Raw genomic sequence first — 17,567 nt, 5'->3', positions numbered from 1 at the left:
GGCGGGAGAACTTTTTCATCCGTGGTAGTGCTTTCGCTCCATCAACCCATCCGGCGATCGCGACGATGTCAGGCGGGGCGGGATTGGCGTCAATACGGGCGGGTACAGACGGAGCGGGGGGTTCGCGCTTATCATCGCCCGGCTTTTTTCGAATGGATGTGCGCGTGACCGGTTCCCAGCTTGCTTTCGTGTTTCCCGGCCAGGGTTCGCAGTCGCCCGGCATGCTCGCCGACCTGGCCGAGGTGCATGCGGTGGTGCGCGAGGCCTTCGCCGAAGCCTCCGAAGGCGCGGGCGTCGATCTCTGGGCGCTGTCGCAGGACGCGGCCGATGGTCGCCTCGACCGCACGGAGTTCACGCAGCCGGCGCTGCTGGCGGCCGGCGTCGCGACGTGGCGCGCATGGCAGGCGGCCGGCGGCGCGATGCCGTCGCTGCTGGCCGGCCACAGCCTCGGTGAGTACTCGGCGCTCGTGGCCGCCGGCGCGCTGCCGCTAGCCGACGCCGCGCGCCTGGTGCGCCTGCGCGGCCAGCTGATGCAGGACGCCGCGCCGGCCGGCACCGGCGCGATGGCCGCGGTGATCGGCGCCGAGGACGCGCTGGTGCGCAAAACCTGCGCGGAGGCATCGGCTGACGACGTGGTGGTGCCCGCGAACTTCAACTCGCCCGGCCAGGTGGTGATCGGCGGCCATGCGGCCGCGGTCGACCGCGCGCTGGAGCTGCTGGCCGCGAAGGGCGTGCGCAAGGCGGTCAAGCTTGCCGTGAGCGTGCCCTCGCACACCCCGCTCATGCGCGAGGCCGCCAACCGCCTGTCCGAAGCCATGTCCGGCCTCGCCTGGCGCGATCCTTCGCTGCCGGTGGTGCAGAACGTCGATGCCGAAGTGCACGAAGGCGTGCAGGCCATCCGCGATGCGCTGGTGCGCCAGCTCTACCTCCCGGTGCAGTGGACCGGCTGCGTGCAGGCACTTGCCGGCCGCGGCGCCACCCGTATCGCCGAGTGCGGCCCCGGCAAGGTCCTGACCGGCCTGGCCAAGCGCATCGACAAGACCCTCGACGCCCGCGCGCTCGGCACCGCTGCCGACTTCGACGCGGCGCTGGCGGAATGGAAGAGCTGATCTTTTGCCACGGATTTGCGCGGATCACGCGGATTTACGCGGATAAGGCAGGAGCAGGGTGGTTCGCTGCAAGCATGGGCCCATGCGCTCTTCTTTTTTTTTGCTCTATTCGTGTAAATCCGCGTGATCCGCGTTCATCCGTGGCAAACGCTTTTGACTGACACAGGCAGGAACGATATGACCCAGGAACTGAAGGGCGAGATCGCGCTGGTCACCGGCGCCAGCCGCGGCATCGGCGCGGCGATCGCCGACGAACTGGCCGCGCGCGGCGCGACGGTGATCGGCACCGCGACCAGCGAGGGCGGCGCGAAGGCCATTGGCGAGCGGCTCGGCGCGCAGGGTGGCCACGGCCGCGTGCTCGACGTGTCGGTGGCGGGCGCGGTCGAGGCACTCATCGAGTCCATCGGCAAGGACGTGGGCGCGCTCTCGATCCTGGTCAACAACGCCGGCATCACCCGCGACAACCTGCTGATGCGGATGAAGGACGAGGACTGGCAGGCCATCCTCGACACCAACCTCACCAGCGTCTACCGCAGCAGCAAGGCGGTGATGCGCGGGATGATGAAGGCGCGCAAGGGCCGCATCATCAACATCGCCTCGGTGGTGGGCGTGACCGGCAATGCCGGCCAGGCCAACTACGCCGCGGCCAAGGCCGGCATCATCGCGTTCTCGAAGTCGCTGGCGAAGGAAATCGGCAGCCGCGGCGTGACCGTGAACGTGGTCGCGCCGGGCTTCATCGCCACCGACATGACCCGTGACCTGCCCGAGGACGCGAAGGCGGCGATGTCACAGCAGATCGCGCTCGGCCGCCTCGGCGAGCCTTCCGACATCGCCCGCGCCGTCGCCTTCCTGGCCGGCCCGGACGCCGGCTACATCACCGGCGAGACCCTGCACGTCAACGGCGGGATGTACATGCCGTGATGCACCCGGGCGCCAAGCCCTTGAATCGAAAGGGGAGCCGACGGGCAGTACCGCCCCGGACCGAATCCCTTACACTACCCACCGCAACAGCCTCCACCGGAGCCAACAACACATGAGCAGCATCGAAGAGCGCGTCAAGAAGATCGTCGTCGAACAACTGGGCGTCAAGGAAGACGAGGTCAGCGCAAGCGCCTCCTTCGTCGACGACCTGGGTGCCGATTCCCTCGATACCGTCGAACTGGTGATGGCCCTCGAAGAAGAGTTCGAGTGCGAGATCCCCGACGAGGAAGCCGAGAAGATCACTTCGGTGCAGCAGGCGATCGACTACATCAAGGCCCACGTCAAGGCCTGATCGCCGGCGGCGCGGATGCGCCGACCGAATGCACAACCCGGGGCCGCTGATGCGGCCTCGGGCGTTTCCGGCGCGCCGTCGCGGCGCGCATCGCACAGCACGCACAACCGTCCGGAGTCCCCATGTCCAAGCGTCGCGTCGTCATCACCGGCCTCGGCATCCTGTCGCCCCTCGGCAATGACCTGGCTTCGTCCTGGCAGGGCATCGTGGACGGCCGCTCGGGCATCGGCCCCATCACCAATTTCGACGCGTCGGCGTTCGCCACGCGCATCGCCGGCGAGGTCAAGGGCTTCGATCCCACGCAGTGGATCGCGGCCAAGGACGTCAAGAAGATGGACCCCTTCGTCCATTACGGCGTCGCCGCCGCGATGATGGCGCTGCAGGACGCGGGCCTGGACGTCGCGGCCGATCCCGAGCGCGTCGGCGTGGCCATCGGCGCGGGCATCGGCGGCCTGAAGGGCATCGAGGAAACCGCGATCAAGTGGCATGAGGCCGGTCCGCGCAAGATCTCGCCGTTCTACGTGCCCAGCACGATCATCAACATGATCGCCGGGCAGGTGTCGATGATGACCGGCGCCAAGGGTCCGAACATCGCCGCGGTCACCGCCTGCACCACCGCCACGCACAACATCGGCCTGGCGATGCGCATGATCCAGTACGGCGACGCCGACGCGATGATCGCCGGCGGCGCCGAGTTCGCCACCACCCCGACCTCGCTGGGCGGCTTCTGCGCGATGAAGGCGCTGTCGACCCGCAACGACGATCCGCAGCGCGCTTCGCGTCCCTGGGACGAGGGCCGCGACGGCTTCGTCATGGGTGATGGCGCCGGCATCCTCGTCATCGAGGAGTACGAGCGCGCGAAGGCGCGCGGCGCGCGCATCTATGCCGAGCTGGCCGGCTTCGGCATGAGCGGCGATGCCTACCACATGACCGCGCCGAGCGAGAACGGCGAGGGCGGCGCGCGCTGCATGGTCGCCGCGATCCGCGACGCCGGCATCGATCCGTCGGCGGTCGGCTACATCAACGCGCACGGCACCTCGACCCCGGCCGGCGACCTCGCCGAGACCATGGGCATCAAGAGCGTGCTCGGCGAGCATGCGCGCAAGGTGATGGTCAGCTCGACCAAGTCGATGACCGGCCACCTGCTGGGCGCCGCCGGCGGCGTCGAGGCGGTGTTCTCGGCGATGGCGCTGCACACCGGCGTGATTCCGCCGACCATCAACCTCGACAATCCTTCGGAAGGCTGCGACCTCGACTACGTGCCGCACACGGCGCGCGAAGCGCAGGTCGACGTCGCGATGTCGAACTCGTTCGGCTTCGGCGGCACCAACGGCAGCCTGGTCTTCCGCCGCATCTGATCCACGGCGCCGCCCCGACGGGCGGCGAGGCCCGCACATGACCCACGTCCGCGCGCTGGCGCACGGCTTCGACCTGCTCGCGCTGCAGCAGCGTGCGCCCGCGCGCTATCCGCTGCTGCTGGAATCGGTGGCCTCGGGCACCGCGCACGGGCGTTGGGACATGCTGCTGGCGGCCGATGGCGGGCGCCTGGTGCTTGGTCGCGATGGGCGGGTCCTGCGCGAAGGCGTTGCCGCTGGTGATGCCGGGATCGGCGGGATCGATGCCGCGGAGGCGGACGACAGCGTGCCCGGCCGGGATGCTGCACCTCCCGGGCGCCACGCCGTCGACCACGATTTCCTGGACGCCCTCGACGCCGACTGGCGGGTGCTTCGTCGACCGGCGGACGCGTCCCCCTGGCCCTTCCAGGGCGGCTGGGCCCTGCTGCTGGGCTACGAGCTGGCCGCGCAGGTGGAGCCGGTGCTGCGCCTGCCGGCGGCACCGGGCGCGCTGCCGGTGGCGGTGGCCTGCCGCTGTCCCGCGGCCGTGCTGCGCGACTGCGTCAGCGGCGAGATGGTGGCCGTCGCCGAGGACGGCGCCGAAGTGCTGCTGCAGGCGCTGCTGGACGACGTGGCGATGCTGCTGCAGCCGGTGCCGGCTGGAGCGGGCGGCACGGCGTCCGCGCGCGATGCGCCTGTGCCCAGTGCCCAGGCCGGCGCGATGGCGGGAGCCGGCGAGGCCGCGGGTCCGACCGACGACGCCCGCTGGCCTCGACTGCTCGAATGCGCCGAAGCCCCCGGCGAGGCCTACACCGCCGCCGTCTCCCGCGCGCTCGACTACATCCGCGCCGGCGACGTCTTCCAGGTCAACCTGTCCCGCGGCTGGCAGGCGCGCTTCGACGCGCCGCTGGCGCCGGCCGCGCTGTACGAACGCCTGCGCCGCGCCAATCCGGCGCCCTTCGCCGGCCTGTTCGACCTGGGCGAAGCCGGCGCCGTGGTCAGCGCCTCGCCCGAACGCCTGGTCTCGGTGCGCGGCGACCTGGTCGAGACCCGCCCCATCGCCGGCACCCGTCCGCGCCTGCCCGGCGACGACGACGCCGGCCGCATCCGCGAGCTGATCGGCCACGCCAAGGAGCGCGCCGAGCACGTGATGCTGGTCGACCTCGAGCGCAACGACCTCGGCCGCGTCTGCCGCGGCGGCAGCGTCGAGGTCGACGAGCTGATGGTGGTGGAGAGCTACGCGCACGTGCACCACATCGTCAGCAACGTGCGCGGCCGCCTGCGCGACGACGCGACCCCGGGCGCGGTGCTGCGCGCGGTGTTCCCGGGCGGCACGATCACCGGCGCGCCGAAGGTGCGCTGCATGGAGATCATCGCCGAGCTGGAGGGCGTCGGCCGCGGCGCCTACACCGGCGCGATGGGCTGGCTCGACCGCAGCGGCGACCTCGACCTCAACATCCTGATCCGCAGCGCCGAAGTGGCGGGCGACACGCTGCGCTTCCGCACCGGCGCCGGCATCGTCGCGGATTCGGACCCTGCGCACGAACTGGACGAGACCCGCGCCAAGGCCCGCGGCATGCTGCAGGCGATCGGTGCCTGACCGGCGCCACGGTCGGCACGGTATCCTTCGGCGCATGCATCCGACCCCCGATCACCGCCCCGCGCGGCGCGTGCCATGAAGGCGCTCAAGCGCATCGTCCTGGTCCTGTTCCTGCTCTCGGCGCTGGTCGCCGGTGCGGCGGCCTGGTGGGCCTGGAGCAGTTACCAGGACTTCGCCAACGCACCGCTGGCGGGCGTCGAGGCCGGCGACAACCTGGTCGTCGAGCGCGGCGACACGCTGCGCAGCGTGGTCGCGCGCCTGCGCGAACAGGGCATCGACGCCGGCCGCGACCTGGAATGGCGCCTGCTCGCGCGCCAGCTCGGCACCGGCGGCCGCATCCAGGTCGGCGAATACGCGCTCGAGCCCGGCATCACCGCCGGCGAACTGCTGCGGCACATGCGCGACGGCAAGGTCGTGCGCCACCACTTCACCATCGTCGAAGGCTGGAACATCCGCGAGCTGCGCGCCGCCCTCGGCCGCGCCACGCCGCTGGTGCAGACCCTGCACGAGGTCGACGACGCGGCGCTGATGGCGATGCTGGGCCGCGAGGGCGTGCATCCGGAAGGCCGCTTCCTGCCCGAGACCTATGCCTACGACCGCGGCGACACCGACGTCGACCTGCTCGAGCGCGCCGCCGACGACCTCGACCGCGCCCTGGCGGCGGCGTGGGAGGCGCGCGCCGACGACCTGCCGATCGATACGCCGGAGCAGGCGCTGGTGCTGGCCTCGATCGTGGAGAAGGAGACCGGCATCGCCGAAGAGCGCCCGCTGATCGCGGGCGTGTTCACCCGTCGCCTGCGTATCGGCATGCGCCTGCAGACCGATCCCACGGTCATCTACGGCATGGGCAGCGCGTATGCGGGCAACATCCGCCGCAGCGACCTGCAGGCCGACACGCCGTACAACACCTACACCCGCGACGGCCTGCCGCCGACCCCGATCGCGATGGCCGGCGCCGATGCGCTGCGCGCGGCGACGCAGCCGGAGGAGGGCGATGCGCTGTACTTCGTCGCCGTCGGCGACGGCAGCGGCCGCCACGTGTTCTCGCCTTCGCTCGAGGCGCACAACGCCGCCGTGCGCCAGTACGTGCAGCGCTACCGCGAACGGCACGGGCCGCGATGAGCGCGCTGCCCCTGCATCCGCGCTTCGTCTCGCTGGAAGGCGGCGAGGGCGCCGGCAAGACCACGGTGCTGGCCGCGCTGCGCGCTGCGCTCGAGGCCGGCGACCGCGAGGTGGTGGTGACCCGCGAACCCGGCGGCACGCCGCTGGCCGAGAAGATCCGCGCCCTGCTGCTGCAGCCCGACGACGAAGCGGTGGCGGCGGACACCGAGCTGCTGCTGATGTTCGCCGCGCGCGCGCAGCACGTGCGTACGACGGTGCTGCCGGCGCTGGAGCGCGGCGCCTGGGTGCTGTGCGACCGCTTCACCGATTCGAGCTACGCCTACCAGGGCGGGGGGCGCGGGCTCGATGCGGATTTCATCGAGGCGCTGGAGCGTCGCGTGGTCGGCATCCGTCCCGGCCTGACCCTGCTGCTCGACCTCGACGTCGCGCAGGGCCGCGAGCGCATCCAGGGCCGGGATCCACGGCCGGACCGCATCGAGCGCGAGCGCGCGGCCTTCTTCGAGCGCGCGCGCGCGACCTTCCTGGCGCGGGCCGCCGCCGAGCCGCAGCGCTTCCGCGTCGTCGACGCCTCGCGCGCGGTCGAGCAGGTCGTGGCCGACGCGGTCGCGGCCCTGCGGGCCTTCGCGGAGAGGGCATGAACGACGACCTGCCGCTCGCGCCCTGGCAGCAGCGCATGCACGACCATGCGGCCACGGCGATCGATGCCGGGCGCATGGGCCACGCGCTGCTGTTCTGCGGCCCGGCGATGCTGGGCAAGCGCCTGGTCGCCGAGCGGCTTGCGCAGCGCGTGCTGTGCCTGTCGCCGGACGCCGCCGCGCGCCCCTGCGGCCAGTGCCGGTCATGCGCCCTGTACCGCGCGCGCGCGCAGAAGGATCCGGTGGAGCAGCGGCCCGACGGTTCGCCCTCGCATCCCTGGGGCCACCCCGGCCATCCCGATGCGATCTTCGTCGGCCATGCGTGGCGGCTGACGCCGTCGCCGCCGCGGCAGCTCACGGTCATCCCGGTCGACCAGGTGCGCGAGCTGTCGGCGCGCCTGGCCACCACGCCGCAGTACGGCGATGCCAAGGTGGCGATCATCGACCCGGCCGACGACATGAACGAAGCCGCCGCCAACGCGCTGCTGAAGACGCTGGAGGAGCCGGTGCCGGGCCGCTACCTGTGGCTGCTGAGCGCGAATCCCGCGCGCCTGCCCGCGACCATCCGCAGCCGCTGCCAGCGCCTTGAGTTCCGGCTCCCGCCGGCGCACGAGGCCGTGGCCTGGCTGCGCGCGCAGGGACACGCCGACGGCGCCGCCGCGGAGGCGCTGACCGCCGCGCGCGGCCATCCCGGCCTGGCCGACGCCTGGCTGCGCGACGGCGGCATGGCGCTGCGCCGCGAAGTCGCGGCCGACCTGTCGAAGCTGGCGGGCGGCAGCGCCTCGCCGCTCGAGGTCGCCAAGGCCTGGACCGCCGACGAGCAGGCCACGCAGCGCCTGCTGCACGCCGCCGACGTGGCCCGCGACGAGGCCACCGGCTTGACCGATCCGGCGCGAATCCGGAAGCTGGCCGCCTGGTTCGACAGCGCCAACCGCACGCGCGAACTGCTGCGCAGCACGGTCCGCGCCGACCTCGCGGTGGTGGACCTGCTGCTCGCATGGCGCGACGCCGCGGGCGGGAACGCAAGTGGAGTGACGCGATGAGTGCAACCGGTGGCGGCGCGCGGCAGGGCATCCTGTCGCTGGCGGTCAAGGACAAGGCCCAGCTGTACGCGGCCTACATGCCGTATCTCAAGCACGGCGGCATCTTCGTGCCGACGACGCGGCGCTACTTCATCGGCGACGAGGTCTTCGTGCTGCTGACCCTGCCCGAGTCCAGCGAGCGCCTGCCCGCAGCCGGCAAGGTGGTCTGGGTGACGCCGCCCGGCGCCCAGGGCAACCGCACCGCCGGCATCGGCGTGCAGTTCGCCGACACCGCCGAGGGCGAGAACGTGAAGGGCCGGATCGAGACCCTGCTGGCCGGCTCGCTGAACGCGGACAAGGCCACGCACACGATGTAGCGCGGCCGGCGGATGCCCTGTCCGAGCCGGCGCGTGCGCCGCGTTGGACCGGACGTCCCCCGACCATCCGGAGGCCGCCATGGCCGCTCCGCGCGCTCTTCCCCTGTCCTGCCTCGCGACCCTGCTCGCGCTGGCCTGCATCGGCTGCCGGCAGCAGCCTCCCATGGCGATCGAAGCGCCGGTGTCGCCCCCGGAGATGGCCCTGATCGGGGCCGTGCTGCTCGACGGCCTCGGCGACTACAGCTTTCCCGTCACCAGCGACCATCCCGAAGTGCAGCGCTGGTTCGACCAGGGACTGGCGCTGGCCTACGGCTTCAACCACGACGCCGCCGAGCGCGCCTTCCTCAAGGCCACCGAGCTCGATCCCCGCTGTGCGATGTGCTGGTGGGGCGCCGCGCTGGTGCTGGGCCCGCACGTGAACGCGGCGATGGATCCCGCCGACAGCGCCGACGCCTGGACGCGGCTGCAGCGCGCCGTCGCGCTCGCGCCGTCCGCCAGCGCGCGCGAACAGGCCTTCATCACCGCCCTGTCGGCGCGCTATGCGGAGCAGCCGCTGGAGGATCGCCGTCCCCTGGACGAGGCCTATGCCGCCGCCACCCGCGTGATGGTGGCGCAGCGCCCGGAGGACCCCGACGCCGCCGTGCTGCACGCCGAGGCGCTGATGGACCTGCAGCCCTGGGACTACTACGACGCGGCGCTGCGGCCGACGCGGTGCTGGCCAACCAGCGCGCGATCGAGGCCGACGACGCCTACCTCGCGATCTGTCGCGGCAACGTCCAGGGCGTGTACCCGCTGGGCTACGTCCCGCACAACCACCACTTCCTGTGGTTCGCCGCCAGCATGGAAGGCAACAGTGCGCTCGCTGCCGAAGCCGCCCGGCACACCGCCGAGCGCACCGGCCTCCCCGACCTGATGCGCCAGCCGGGCTATGCCGGCCTGCAGCACTACTGGATGACGCCGTGGTTCGAACGCGTGCGCTTCGGACGCTGGGACGACATCGCCGGCCTCGCCAATCCGGCGCCGGACCTGCCCTACGTCACCGCGATCTGGAGCTGGGCGCAGGGCGTGGCCGCGGTGCGCCAGTCGCGCCTGGACGACGCCGACCGGCACCTGGCGGTGCTGCAGCCGCTCGCCGCCGATCCGGCGATGGACGCGCTGATGGTCTGGGACCGCTATCCGCTCTCGCACGCGGTGCGGATCGCCGAGCGCTCGCTTGCCGCGGAGCTTGCCTCCGCGCGCGGGCAGCACGACGCGGCCATCGCCGCGCTGCGCGAGGCGGCGGCGATCGAGGACGCGATTCCCTATGACGAGCCGCCCGGCTGGCACGCGCCGGTGCGGCACTCGCTCGGCGCCGTGCTGCTCGCTGCGGGGCGCCCGGCCGAGGCCGAGGCCGTCTATCGCGAGGAGCTGCGCCGCAACCCCGGCAACGGATGGTCGCTGCACGGACTCGCGGACAGCCTCCGCGCGCAGCGCAAGCGCGAAGGGCTGGCCGACGTCGAACGCCAGCTCGCGGCCGCGTGGCAGCACGCCGACATCCGGCTGACCGCCTCGCGGCTGTAGGGGATCAGCGCCGCAGCGCGGGCGAGTCCCAGCCGGGACGCGGCGCGAAGCGGTCGCCGTGGGTTGCCTGCAGGGCCTTGAGCCGCAGCAGCACCGCCTCGGCGCCGGTCTCGCGCACGTACTGGATCGGGCCGCCGCGGAAGGGCGCGAAGCCGGTCCCGAAGATCACGCCGGCGTCGAGCAGGTCGCCGTCGGCGACCACGCCCTCGTGCAGCGCCGCCACCGCCTCGTTGACCAGCGGCAGGATCAGCCGGTCCTCGAGGTCGGCCGGGGCCTGGTAGTCCTTCGGCACCTCGGGCTTCTTCGCCTTGCCGTCTTCCCAGGCGTACAGGCCCTGGCCGTCCTTCTTGCCGCGCCTGCCGGCCTCCGGCGGCGTGGACAGCGAGGCCGGGATCGGCAGCCCGAGGAACGGTGCCAGCTCCGCGCCGACGCCCGCGGCCACGTCCAGGCCCACGGTGTCGATCAGCTCGATCGGCCCCATCGGCATGCCGAACCTCACCGCCGCTCGGTCGATCACCGCGCCCGGGATGCCTTCGGAGTACGCGGTCGCGGCCTCGAGCATGTAGGGGAACAGCAGGCGGTTGACCAGGAAGCCCGGCGTGCCGGCCACCGGCACCGGCAGCTTGTCGATGGCCTTGCAGAAGGCGGCCAGGCGGCGCTCGGTCTCCGGGTCCATGGCGTCGTGGCGCACGATCTCCACCAGCGGCATCAGCGCCACCGGATTGAAGTAGTGCAGGCCGGCGAACTGCGCCGGACGGGCGAGGCCGGTCCGCAGCTCGTGCAGCGGGATCGACGAGGTGTTGCTGGTGAGGAGCGCATCCGGCTTCAGCGCCGGTTCGATGCCCGCGTACAGCGAGCGCTTGGCCCCGGGCTGCTCGATGATCGCCTCGATCACCAGGTCGGCCGTCGCCACGCCGTCGCCTGCGAGGTCGGACTTCAGCCGCGCCGCGACCTCCGGGCGCTTCGCGTCGACCTTCACCTTCTTCGCGAACAGCTCCTGCGCGCGCGCCAGGGCCTTGTCGATATAGGTCTGCTCGCGGTCCTGCAGCGTGACCTCGAAGCCCTTCAATGCCGACCAGGCGGCGATGTCGCCGCCCATGACCCCGGCGCCGACGACGTGCACGCGGGAGATGCCGCTGTCCTTGCCGCCCAGGCCCTTCAGCCGCTCCTGCAGGAAGAACACGCGCGTCAGGTTGCGCGCGGTCGGCGTGCCGGCCAGCTTCACCACCGACTTGCGCTCGGCGGCCAGCCGGGCCTGGATGCCGCCGCCGCTGCGGCGCCAGGTCTCGATCAGCGCGTAGGGCGCCGGGTAGTGCTCCTTGCGGGCCTTGCGCGCCACCTGCTTGACCAGCATCGGCGCCATCAGCTGCCGCACCGGCCAGGTGTTGGTGGCCCAGCCCATGAAGCGCTGGCGGAACGGCCGCTCCGCGCCCGTCAGCGCCACGTCCACCGCGGCGTCGAGCAGCTGCGCGGGATCGGCCACGCGGTCGACCAGGCCGATGGCCTTCGCCGCGGACGCCGACAGCGTGCGGCCGGTCAGCATCATGTCCATCGCCGCCGGCGTGCCCACCAGCCGCGGCAGGCGCACGCTGCCGCCCCAGCCGGGATAGATGCCCAGCTTCACTTCGGGCAGGCCGATGCGCGTGGACGGGTCGCTGCTGGCGACGCGGTAGCGGCAGGCCAGCGCGATCTCGGTGCCACCGCCCATGCAGAAGCCGTGGATGGCGGCCACGGTCGGGCAGGGCAGTTCGGCCAGGCGCTGGAACACCTGCTGGCCGCGGCGGATGGAGTCGCCGATCGTGCCCTTGGCATCGAACTCGGCGAACTCGCGGATGTCGGCCCCGGCGATGAAGCCCTTGGCCTTGCCCGAGCGCAGCACGAGGGCCTTGGGCGGATCCAGCGCCAGGCGTTCGAGCAGGGTGTCGAGTTCGACCAGCACGTCCTGGGCGAAGGTGTTGACCGACTCGCCGCCGCGGTCGAACGTCAGCAGGACGACGCCGTCGGGGCGCTGCTCGGCGTGCCAGTGGCTGAAGCGCAGACCATCGAGTCCAGCGATCATGCGGAACCATCCGTGCGGGTATGGGAACTGCCTATGATCCAGAGTCCCTTTCGCCGCCGTCAAATCGGCGCCAGGGCGGGGCGGCGGCTTGCGGGAGGCTGAACCCGGCCCCAGATCATCGTGCAGGGCGGAACTTTCCGCCTGCGTGAAGGTCACATCCGGTCCCAGGGCCGGTTCCCAGGAGAGTGCCGGCCCATGGTCGAGATCGACAGCAGCCAGCTTGACCAGGACCTCGTGCGCCGCGTGCAGCGCGGCGACATGGCTGCGTTCGACCTGCTGGTGCGCAAGTACCAGCACCGTGTCGCCGCGCTGGTGGGCCGCTACGTCCGCGACTGGAGCGAGTGCCAGGACGTCGCGCAGGAGACCTTCATCCGCGCGTACCGGGCGATCGGCAACTTCCGCGGCGACGCGCAGTTCTACACCTGGCTGCACCGGATCGCGGTCAACACCGCCAAGAACCACCTCGTGGCCAGCAACCGCCGTCCGCCGACCGACGACATCGATCCCGACGACGCCGAGCACTTCGACGTCGCCACCGGCCTGCGCGACCACGACACGCCGGAACGCGAGCTGATGCGCCAGCAGATGGAACAAACGGTGCTGCGCGCGGTCCAAGCCCTGCCCGAGGAGCTGCGCACGGCGATCACGCTGCGCGAGGTCGAAGGGCTGAGCTACGAGGAGATCGCCGCGCGCATGGACTGCCCGATCGGCACCGTCCGCTCCCGGATCTTCCGGGCCCGCGAGGCGATCGACGTCGAGCTCAAGCCGCTGATGGACAACGAGGCCGCGCCCGAACGCGCGGCGCGATGAGTACGAGATGAGCCACCCCAACGACGACATCGACATCGAATTCCAGCCCGAACCCGACAGGCTGTACGCCCACAACCGCCGGCAGCTGTCGGCGATGCTGGATGGCGAGCTGTCGCCCGACCAGGCGCGCTTCATGCTGCGCCGGCTCCAGCACGACGCCGAGCTGGCGGCATGCTGGGAGCGCTGGCAGGTCTGCGGCGACGTGCTGCGCGGCGGCGGCCACGCGCTGCTGCCGGCGGACTTCTCGAAGCGGGTGGCGGAGGCGATCGCGGCACCCGCTGCCGACGCCGTCGCGACGGCCGCGGCGCCGGTTACCGCGCCGCACCGGTCGCACCGGCTGCTGCGCTGGGGCGGCGGCGCGCTGGCCGCTTCGGTGGCGCTGGTGGCGCTGTTCATGGCCCGCCAGATGCCGTATGCCCAGGCACCTGCAATGGTCGAGGCGACGGACGATGCGCGTCTGGCACCGGCGATGGTCGACGCGGCGCCGCGCGTGCCGGCGGATGCCGGCGAGGTCGCGCTGGCCGTGGCACCGGAGCCGGCACCGGCACCGGCCCGGTCCGGTGACGCGCCCGCGCTGCTGGCCGCGGCGGCTCCGGTGGCGATTGCCGTGGCCGAAGTGCCGCGGCGTGCCGCCCAGCGCAGCGGCACCCGCAGCCAGTCCCAGCGTGCCGCCCTGCGGCGGACCGATCGCGTGGATGCCCCTGTGCGCACCGCGGCCGCCGCGGTGCCGCGGCCGGTGATCCCGGCTGCGTCGATGCCTGCGACGGTCACGCCCGGGAGCGGTCTCCAGGCGCTGGCCGGCCTGTCCCGGGCCGGCACGGACAGTGGTGGCGATGCGCTGTTCGGTGGGCCGGCCGCGGTGGCGCGTCCCTGGCCGCGCGCCGTGTTGCCGGGCCTGTCGCGTTCCCAGCCCTTCGCCGCCGGCTACGGGCTGCCGCAGCAGGCGGAGGCCTTCGCGCCGTTCCAGCCACGCCTGGATGGATCGCACGCCGCGTTCCCGGCGCAGGCCGCGCCCCGCCCGGACGTGCCGCGCGGCTCCGCGCACGAGGCCGCGGACGAAGCCGCGGCCGAAGCCGCGACCGCCCAGCCTTCCGGCGACTGATCCCGCCTGCAGACCCTTCTCTTTCGATCCTATCGTCGAGGTTACCGACTTGATGAAATCTCCCGTCTTCGCCTTCGCCCTGGTCGCCCTCACCGCGGCCGGCACCGCCGCGGTCGTGTTTCCCGCCGCCACCGCCCAGTCCCCGCAGGCCCAGGCCGCCAGCGCGCCCCCCGCGGCGCCGCTGGTCACCGGGCTGCCCGATTTCACGCGGCTGGTCGACCGGGTCGCCCCGGCCGTGGTGAACATCGAGGTCATCGTCGGGTCGCGTGACACCCGCCAGGCGCAGCAGCAGCTGCCCGACGACATGCCCGAGTTCTTCCGCCGATTCTTCGGCCCCGGCTCGCCGTTCCCCGGCATGCCCCAGGATCCCGGCGGCCGCGGCGGCCTGTCGATGGGCAGCGGTTTCCTCATCTCGGCCGATGGCTACGTGATCACCAACCACCACGTCGTCGACGGCGCCACCACCGTGCGCGTGACCCTGCCCGACCGTCGCGGCTTCGACGCCGAAGTGGTGGGCAGCGACGAACAGTCCGACGTCGCCCTGCTCAAGGTGGACGCCAGCGGGCTGCCGTTCCTGCGCGCCGGCAAGGCCGCCGACGTGAAGCCGGGGCAGTGGGCGGTCGCCATCGGTTCGCCCTTCGGCTTCGACCAGTCGGTCACCGCCGGCATCGTCAGCGCCGTGGGGCGCGCCAACCACTACGCCAACCAGCGCTACGTGCCCTTCATCCAGACCGACGTCGCCATCAACCGCGGCAATTCCGGCGGTCCGCTGCTGAACACCAGCGGCGAAGTGATCGGCATCAATTCGCAGATCTTCTCCAACTCCGGCGGCTACATGGGCGTGAGCTTCGCGATCCCGATCGACGTGGTCATGAACGTCGCCGACCAGCTCAAGGCCACCGGCCAGGTGCGCCGCGGCCAGATGGGCGTGCAGGTGCAGGAGATCCGCCCCGAGGCCGCCAAGGGCCTGGGCCTACCGGACACCCGCGGTGCGCTGGTGGCCGACGTCATCGCGGGCGGCGCGGCGGCCAGGGCTGGCATCGAGCGCGGCGACGTGATCCGAGAGGTCGACGGCGTGCGCATCAACCAGTCCAGCGACCTGCCGCCGATGATCGGCGCCAAGGCGCCGGGCAGCCGCGTGGCCGTGAAGGTCTGGCGCGAGGGCCGCACCCGCGACCTCACCGTGACCCTGACCGAACTCGACGAGGGCATCGCCGCGGGTCCGCAGCGTCCGGGCGCGGGTGCGCCGGCGGCGAAGCAGAGCAATCCGCTGGGCATCGTCGGCAGCGAACTTGGCGCCGAGCAGCGCCGACGCCTGGATCTCGGGCCGGACGAGGGCGTGGCCGTGGCCCGGGTCGAGGGCCTGGCCGCGCGCAGCGCCGGCATCCAGCCGGGCGACGTGATCCTGCAGGTGGGGCGCGTCAACGTCGCCACGCCGGCCGAGCTCGACCGCGAGCTGGGCAAGGCCAAGGCTGGCGAGACGGTGATGCTGCTGGTGCGCAACCGCAGCGGCGGCACCCAGTTCATCGCGGTGACGCCGAGGAACGAGTCGAAGTAGGCTTCGTTCCGGCCGCCCCCCCTTCTCCCGTAGGAGCGCCATAACTGCGACAGACGGTCCGGGTCGCAGCCATGGCTGCTCCTGCGGCGGGGGCGGGCCCACGCGCCGGCACGGCGGCTCCCCCGGGCTGTGCGACAATATCCCGTTCGATCGCCCAGCCCCGACACGGGGCCCCAGACTGCCGCCCATGCCTCCCGAATCAATGCGGAACATCCGCAACTTCTCCATCATCGCCCACGTCGACCACGGCAAGTCGACGCTGGCCGACCGCATCATCCAGCTCTGCGGCGGCCTGACCGCGCGCGAGATGGAAGCGCAGGTCCTCGACAACAACCCGATCGAGCGCGAGCGCGGCATCACCATCAAGGCGCAGTCGGTGTCGGTGCCGTACACGGCCCGCAACGGCGAGACCTACCACCTCAATTTCATCGACACCCCCGGCCACGTCGACTTCTCCTACGAGGTCAGCCGCTCGCTGGCCGCCTGCGAGGGCGCGCTGCTGGTGGTCGACGCCGCCCAGGGCGTGGAGGCGCAGTCGGTCGCCAACTGCTACACCGCGGTGGAGCAGGGCCTGGAAGTGGTGCCGGTGCTCAACAAGATCGACCTGCCTACGGCCGACATCGAGCGCGCCAAGGCCGAGATCGAGGCCGTGATCGGCATCGACGCCAGCGACGCGGTGGCGGTCAGCGCCAAGACCGGCCTGAATGTGGAAGAGGTGCTGGAGGCCATCGTCCACCGCATCCCGCCGCCGCAGCCGCGCGACACCGACAAGCTGCAGGCGCTGATCATCGACTCCTGGTTCGACAACTACCTGGGCGTGGTGTCGCTGGTGCGCGTGATGCAGGGCGAACTCAAGGCCGGCGCGAAGATGCTGGTCATGTCCACCGGCCGCACCCACCAGGTCGACAAGGTCGGCGTGTTCACGCCCAAACGCAAGGAGACGCCGTCGCTGCGCGCGGGTGAGGTGGGCTGGATCAACGCCTCGATCAAGGACGTGCACGGCGCGCCGGTGGGCGACACGCTCACGCTCGCCGGCGATCCCGCCCCGCATCCGCTCCCGGGCTTCCAGGAAATGCAGCCGCGCGTGTTCTCGGGCCTGTTCCCGGTCGACGCCGACGACTACCCGGACCTGCGCGAGGCGCTGGAGAAGCTGCGCCTCAACGACGCCGCGCTGCGCTTCGAGCCGGAAAGCTCGGAGGCCATGGGCTTCGGTTTCCGCTGCGGCTTCCTCGGCATGCTGCACATGGAGATCGTGCAGGAGCGCCTGGAGCGCGAGTACGACCTCAACCTGATCAGCACCGCGCCGACCGTCATCTACGAGATCCTGATGACCGACGGCGAAGTGCGGCCGCTGGACAACCCGGCCAAGCTGCCGCCGGTCAACACCATCGACGAGATCCGCGAGCCGATCATCCGCGCCAACATCCTCACGCCGCCGGACTACGTCGGCAACGTGATCACGCTGTGCGAGGAGAAGCGCGGCAGCCAGGTGGGCATCAACTACCTCGGCAGCCAGGTGCAGGTCAGCTACGAGCTGCCGATGGCGGAAGTCGTGCTGGACTTCTTCGACCGCCTGAAGTCGGTGAGCCGCGGCTATGCCTCGCTGGACTACCACTTCGTGCGCTTCGAGGCCGGCCCGTTCGTGCGCGTGGACACGCTGATCAACGGCGACAAGGTCGACGCGCTGTCGATCATCGTCCACCGCAGCCACGCCGATCGTCGCGGCCGCGACCTGACCGAAAAGATGAAAGACCTGATCCCGCGTCAGCAGTTCGACGTCGCGATCCAGGCCGCCATCGGTTCGCAGATCATCGCCCGCAGCTCGGTCAAGGCGCTGCGCAAGAACGTGCTGGCCAAGTGCTACGGTGGCGACATCAGCCGCAAGAAGAAGCTCCTGGAAAAGCAGAAGGAAGGCAAGAAGCGCATGAAGCAGGTCGGGCGCGTCGAGATCCCGCAGGAAGCCTTCCTCGCGGTGCTCCAGGTGGACAACAAGTGACGGCGGCCCA

15 protein-coding genes and 1 pseudogene are annotated in these 17,567 nt (G+C 71.8%); 15 read left to right on the top strand and 1 reads right to left on the bottom strand.

Going from position 1 to position 17,567, the window contains the following annotated elements:
• Positions 1 to 164 precede the first annotated feature (164 nt).
• The 11 genes and pseudogenes from fabD to H9645_RS03295 all read left to right on the top strand — a co-directional run bounded on the left by fabD (position 165) and on the right by H9645_RS03295 (position 10,032).
• The gene (gene fabD / locus H9645_RS03345; protein WP_318240483.1) at positions 165 to 1,109 is read left to right on the top strand and encodes an ACP S-malonyltransferase; all 945 of its coding nucleotides are present in this window, start codon (positions 165 to 167) and stop codon (positions 1,107 to 1,109) included.
• A 177-nt stretch (positions 1,110 to 1,286) separates the two neighbouring features.
• Positions 1,287 to 2,030, top strand: coding sequence for a 3-oxoacyl-ACP reductase FabG (fabG, locus tag H9645_RS03340; protein ID WP_191728284.1), 744 nt, complete (start codon positions 1,287 to 1,289; stop codon positions 2,028 to 2,030).
• A 112-nt stretch (positions 2,031 to 2,142) separates the two neighbouring features.
• The gene (gene acpP, locus H9645_RS03335; RefSeq protein ID WP_133000863.1) at positions 2,143 to 2,382 is read left to right on the top strand and encodes an acyl carrier protein; all 240 of its coding nucleotides are present in this window, start codon (positions 2,143 to 2,145) and stop codon (positions 2,380 to 2,382) included.
• 122 nt (positions 2,383 to 2,504) lie between these two features.
• Positions 2,505 to 3,740, top strand: coding sequence for a beta-ketoacyl-ACP synthase II (gene fabF / locus H9645_RS03330; RefSeq protein WP_191728283.1), 1,236 nt, complete (start codon positions 2,505 to 2,507; stop codon positions 3,738 to 3,740).
• A 334-nt stretch (positions 3,741 to 4,074) separates the two neighbouring features.
• Positions 4,075 to 5,316 (top strand): annotated as a pseudogene (locus H9645_RS03325) (chorismate-binding protein); the annotation flags it as partial.
• 75 nt (positions 5,317 to 5,391) lie between these two features.
• Positions 5,392 to 6,438, top strand: coding sequence for an endolytic transglycosylase MltG (gene mltG, locus H9645_RS03320; protein WP_191728281.1), 1,047 nt, complete (start codon positions 5,392 to 5,394; stop codon positions 6,436 to 6,438).
• Entirely contained in the window at positions 6,435 to 7,076 is a 642-nt protein-coding gene (tmk, locus tag H9645_RS03315; protein WP_191728280.1) for a dTMP kinase, read from the top strand. The genes mltG and tmk overlap by 4 nt, the downstream gene beginning before the upstream one ends.
• Complete coding sequence (locus H9645_RS03310; RefSeq protein ID WP_191728279.1) at positions 7,073 to 8,116, top strand: DNA polymerase III subunit delta'; 1,044 nt, start codon at positions 7,073 to 7,075, stop codon at positions 8,114 to 8,116. Before tmk ends, H9645_RS03310 begins: the two co-directional genes overlap by 4 nt.
• Positions 8,113 to 8,472, top strand: coding sequence for a PilZ domain-containing protein (locus tag H9645_RS03305; RefSeq protein ID WP_189496658.1), 360 nt, complete (start codon positions 8,113 to 8,115; stop codon positions 8,470 to 8,472). The genes H9645_RS03310 and H9645_RS03305 overlap by 4 nt, the downstream gene beginning before the upstream one ends.
• A 79-nt stretch (positions 8,473 to 8,551) precedes the next feature.
• Positions 8,552 to 9,385, top strand: a complete 834-nt coding sequence (locus tag H9645_RS03300; protein ID WP_191728278.1) for a hypothetical protein — start codon at positions 8,552 to 8,554, stop codon at positions 9,383 to 9,385.
• The gene (locus H9645_RS03295) at positions 9,313 to 10,032 is read left to right on the top strand and encodes a tetratricopeptide repeat protein (protein WP_191728277.1); all 720 of its coding nucleotides are present in this window, start codon (positions 9,313 to 9,315) and stop codon (positions 10,030 to 10,032) included. The genes H9645_RS03300 and H9645_RS03295 overlap by 73 nt, the downstream gene beginning before the upstream one ends.
• A gap of 4 nt (positions 10,033 to 10,036) precedes the next feature.
• On the opposite strand, the gene H9645_RS03290 is transcribed toward H9645_RS03295, so the two are convergent.
• Complete coding sequence (locus tag H9645_RS03290) at positions 10,037 to 12,091, bottom strand: 3-hydroxyacyl-CoA dehydrogenase NAD-binding domain-containing protein (RefSeq protein ID WP_191728276.1); 2,055 nt, start codon at positions 12,089 to 12,091, stop codon at positions 10,037 to 10,039.
• 195 nt (positions 12,092 to 12,286) lie between these two features.
• Here H9645_RS03290 and rpoE point away from each other — a divergent pair, with 195 nt between their 5' ends.
• From rpoE to lepA, 4 genes are all read left to right on the top strand, one after another.
• Complete coding sequence (gene rpoE / locus H9645_RS03285; protein WP_191728275.1) at positions 12,287 to 12,901, top strand: RNA polymerase sigma factor RpoE; 615 nt, start codon at positions 12,287 to 12,289, stop codon at positions 12,899 to 12,901.
• Positions 12,902 to 12,908: 7 nt separating this feature from the next.
• The gene (locus H9645_RS03280; RefSeq protein ID WP_191728274.1) at positions 12,909 to 14,003 is read left to right on the top strand and encodes a sigma-E factor negative regulatory protein; all 1,095 of its coding nucleotides are present in this window, start codon (positions 12,909 to 12,911) and stop codon (positions 14,001 to 14,003) included.
• Positions 14,004 to 14,055: 52 nt separating this feature from the next.
• The gene (locus H9645_RS03275) at positions 14,056 to 15,561 is read left to right on the top strand and encodes a Do family serine endopeptidase (protein WP_191728273.1); all 1,506 of its coding nucleotides are present in this window, start codon (positions 14,056 to 14,058) and stop codon (positions 15,559 to 15,561) included.
• A 202-nt stretch (positions 15,562 to 15,763) separates the two neighbouring features.
• Positions 15,764 to 17,557, top strand: a complete 1,794-nt coding sequence (gene lepA / locus H9645_RS03270) for a translation elongation factor 4 (protein ID WP_189496929.1) — start codon at positions 15,764 to 15,766, stop codon at positions 17,555 to 17,557.
• The last annotated feature ends 10 nt before the right edge of the window (positions 17,558 to 17,567 follow it).

The organism is Luteimonas colneyensis, from assembly GCF_014836665.1.
GTDB lineage: Bacteria > Pseudomonadota > Gammaproteobacteria > Xanthomonadales > Xanthomonadaceae > Luteimonas > Luteimonas colneyensis.
Note: the sequence above shows the minus strand (reverse complement) of the source record. Positions and strands in the feature narration are given on the sequence as shown.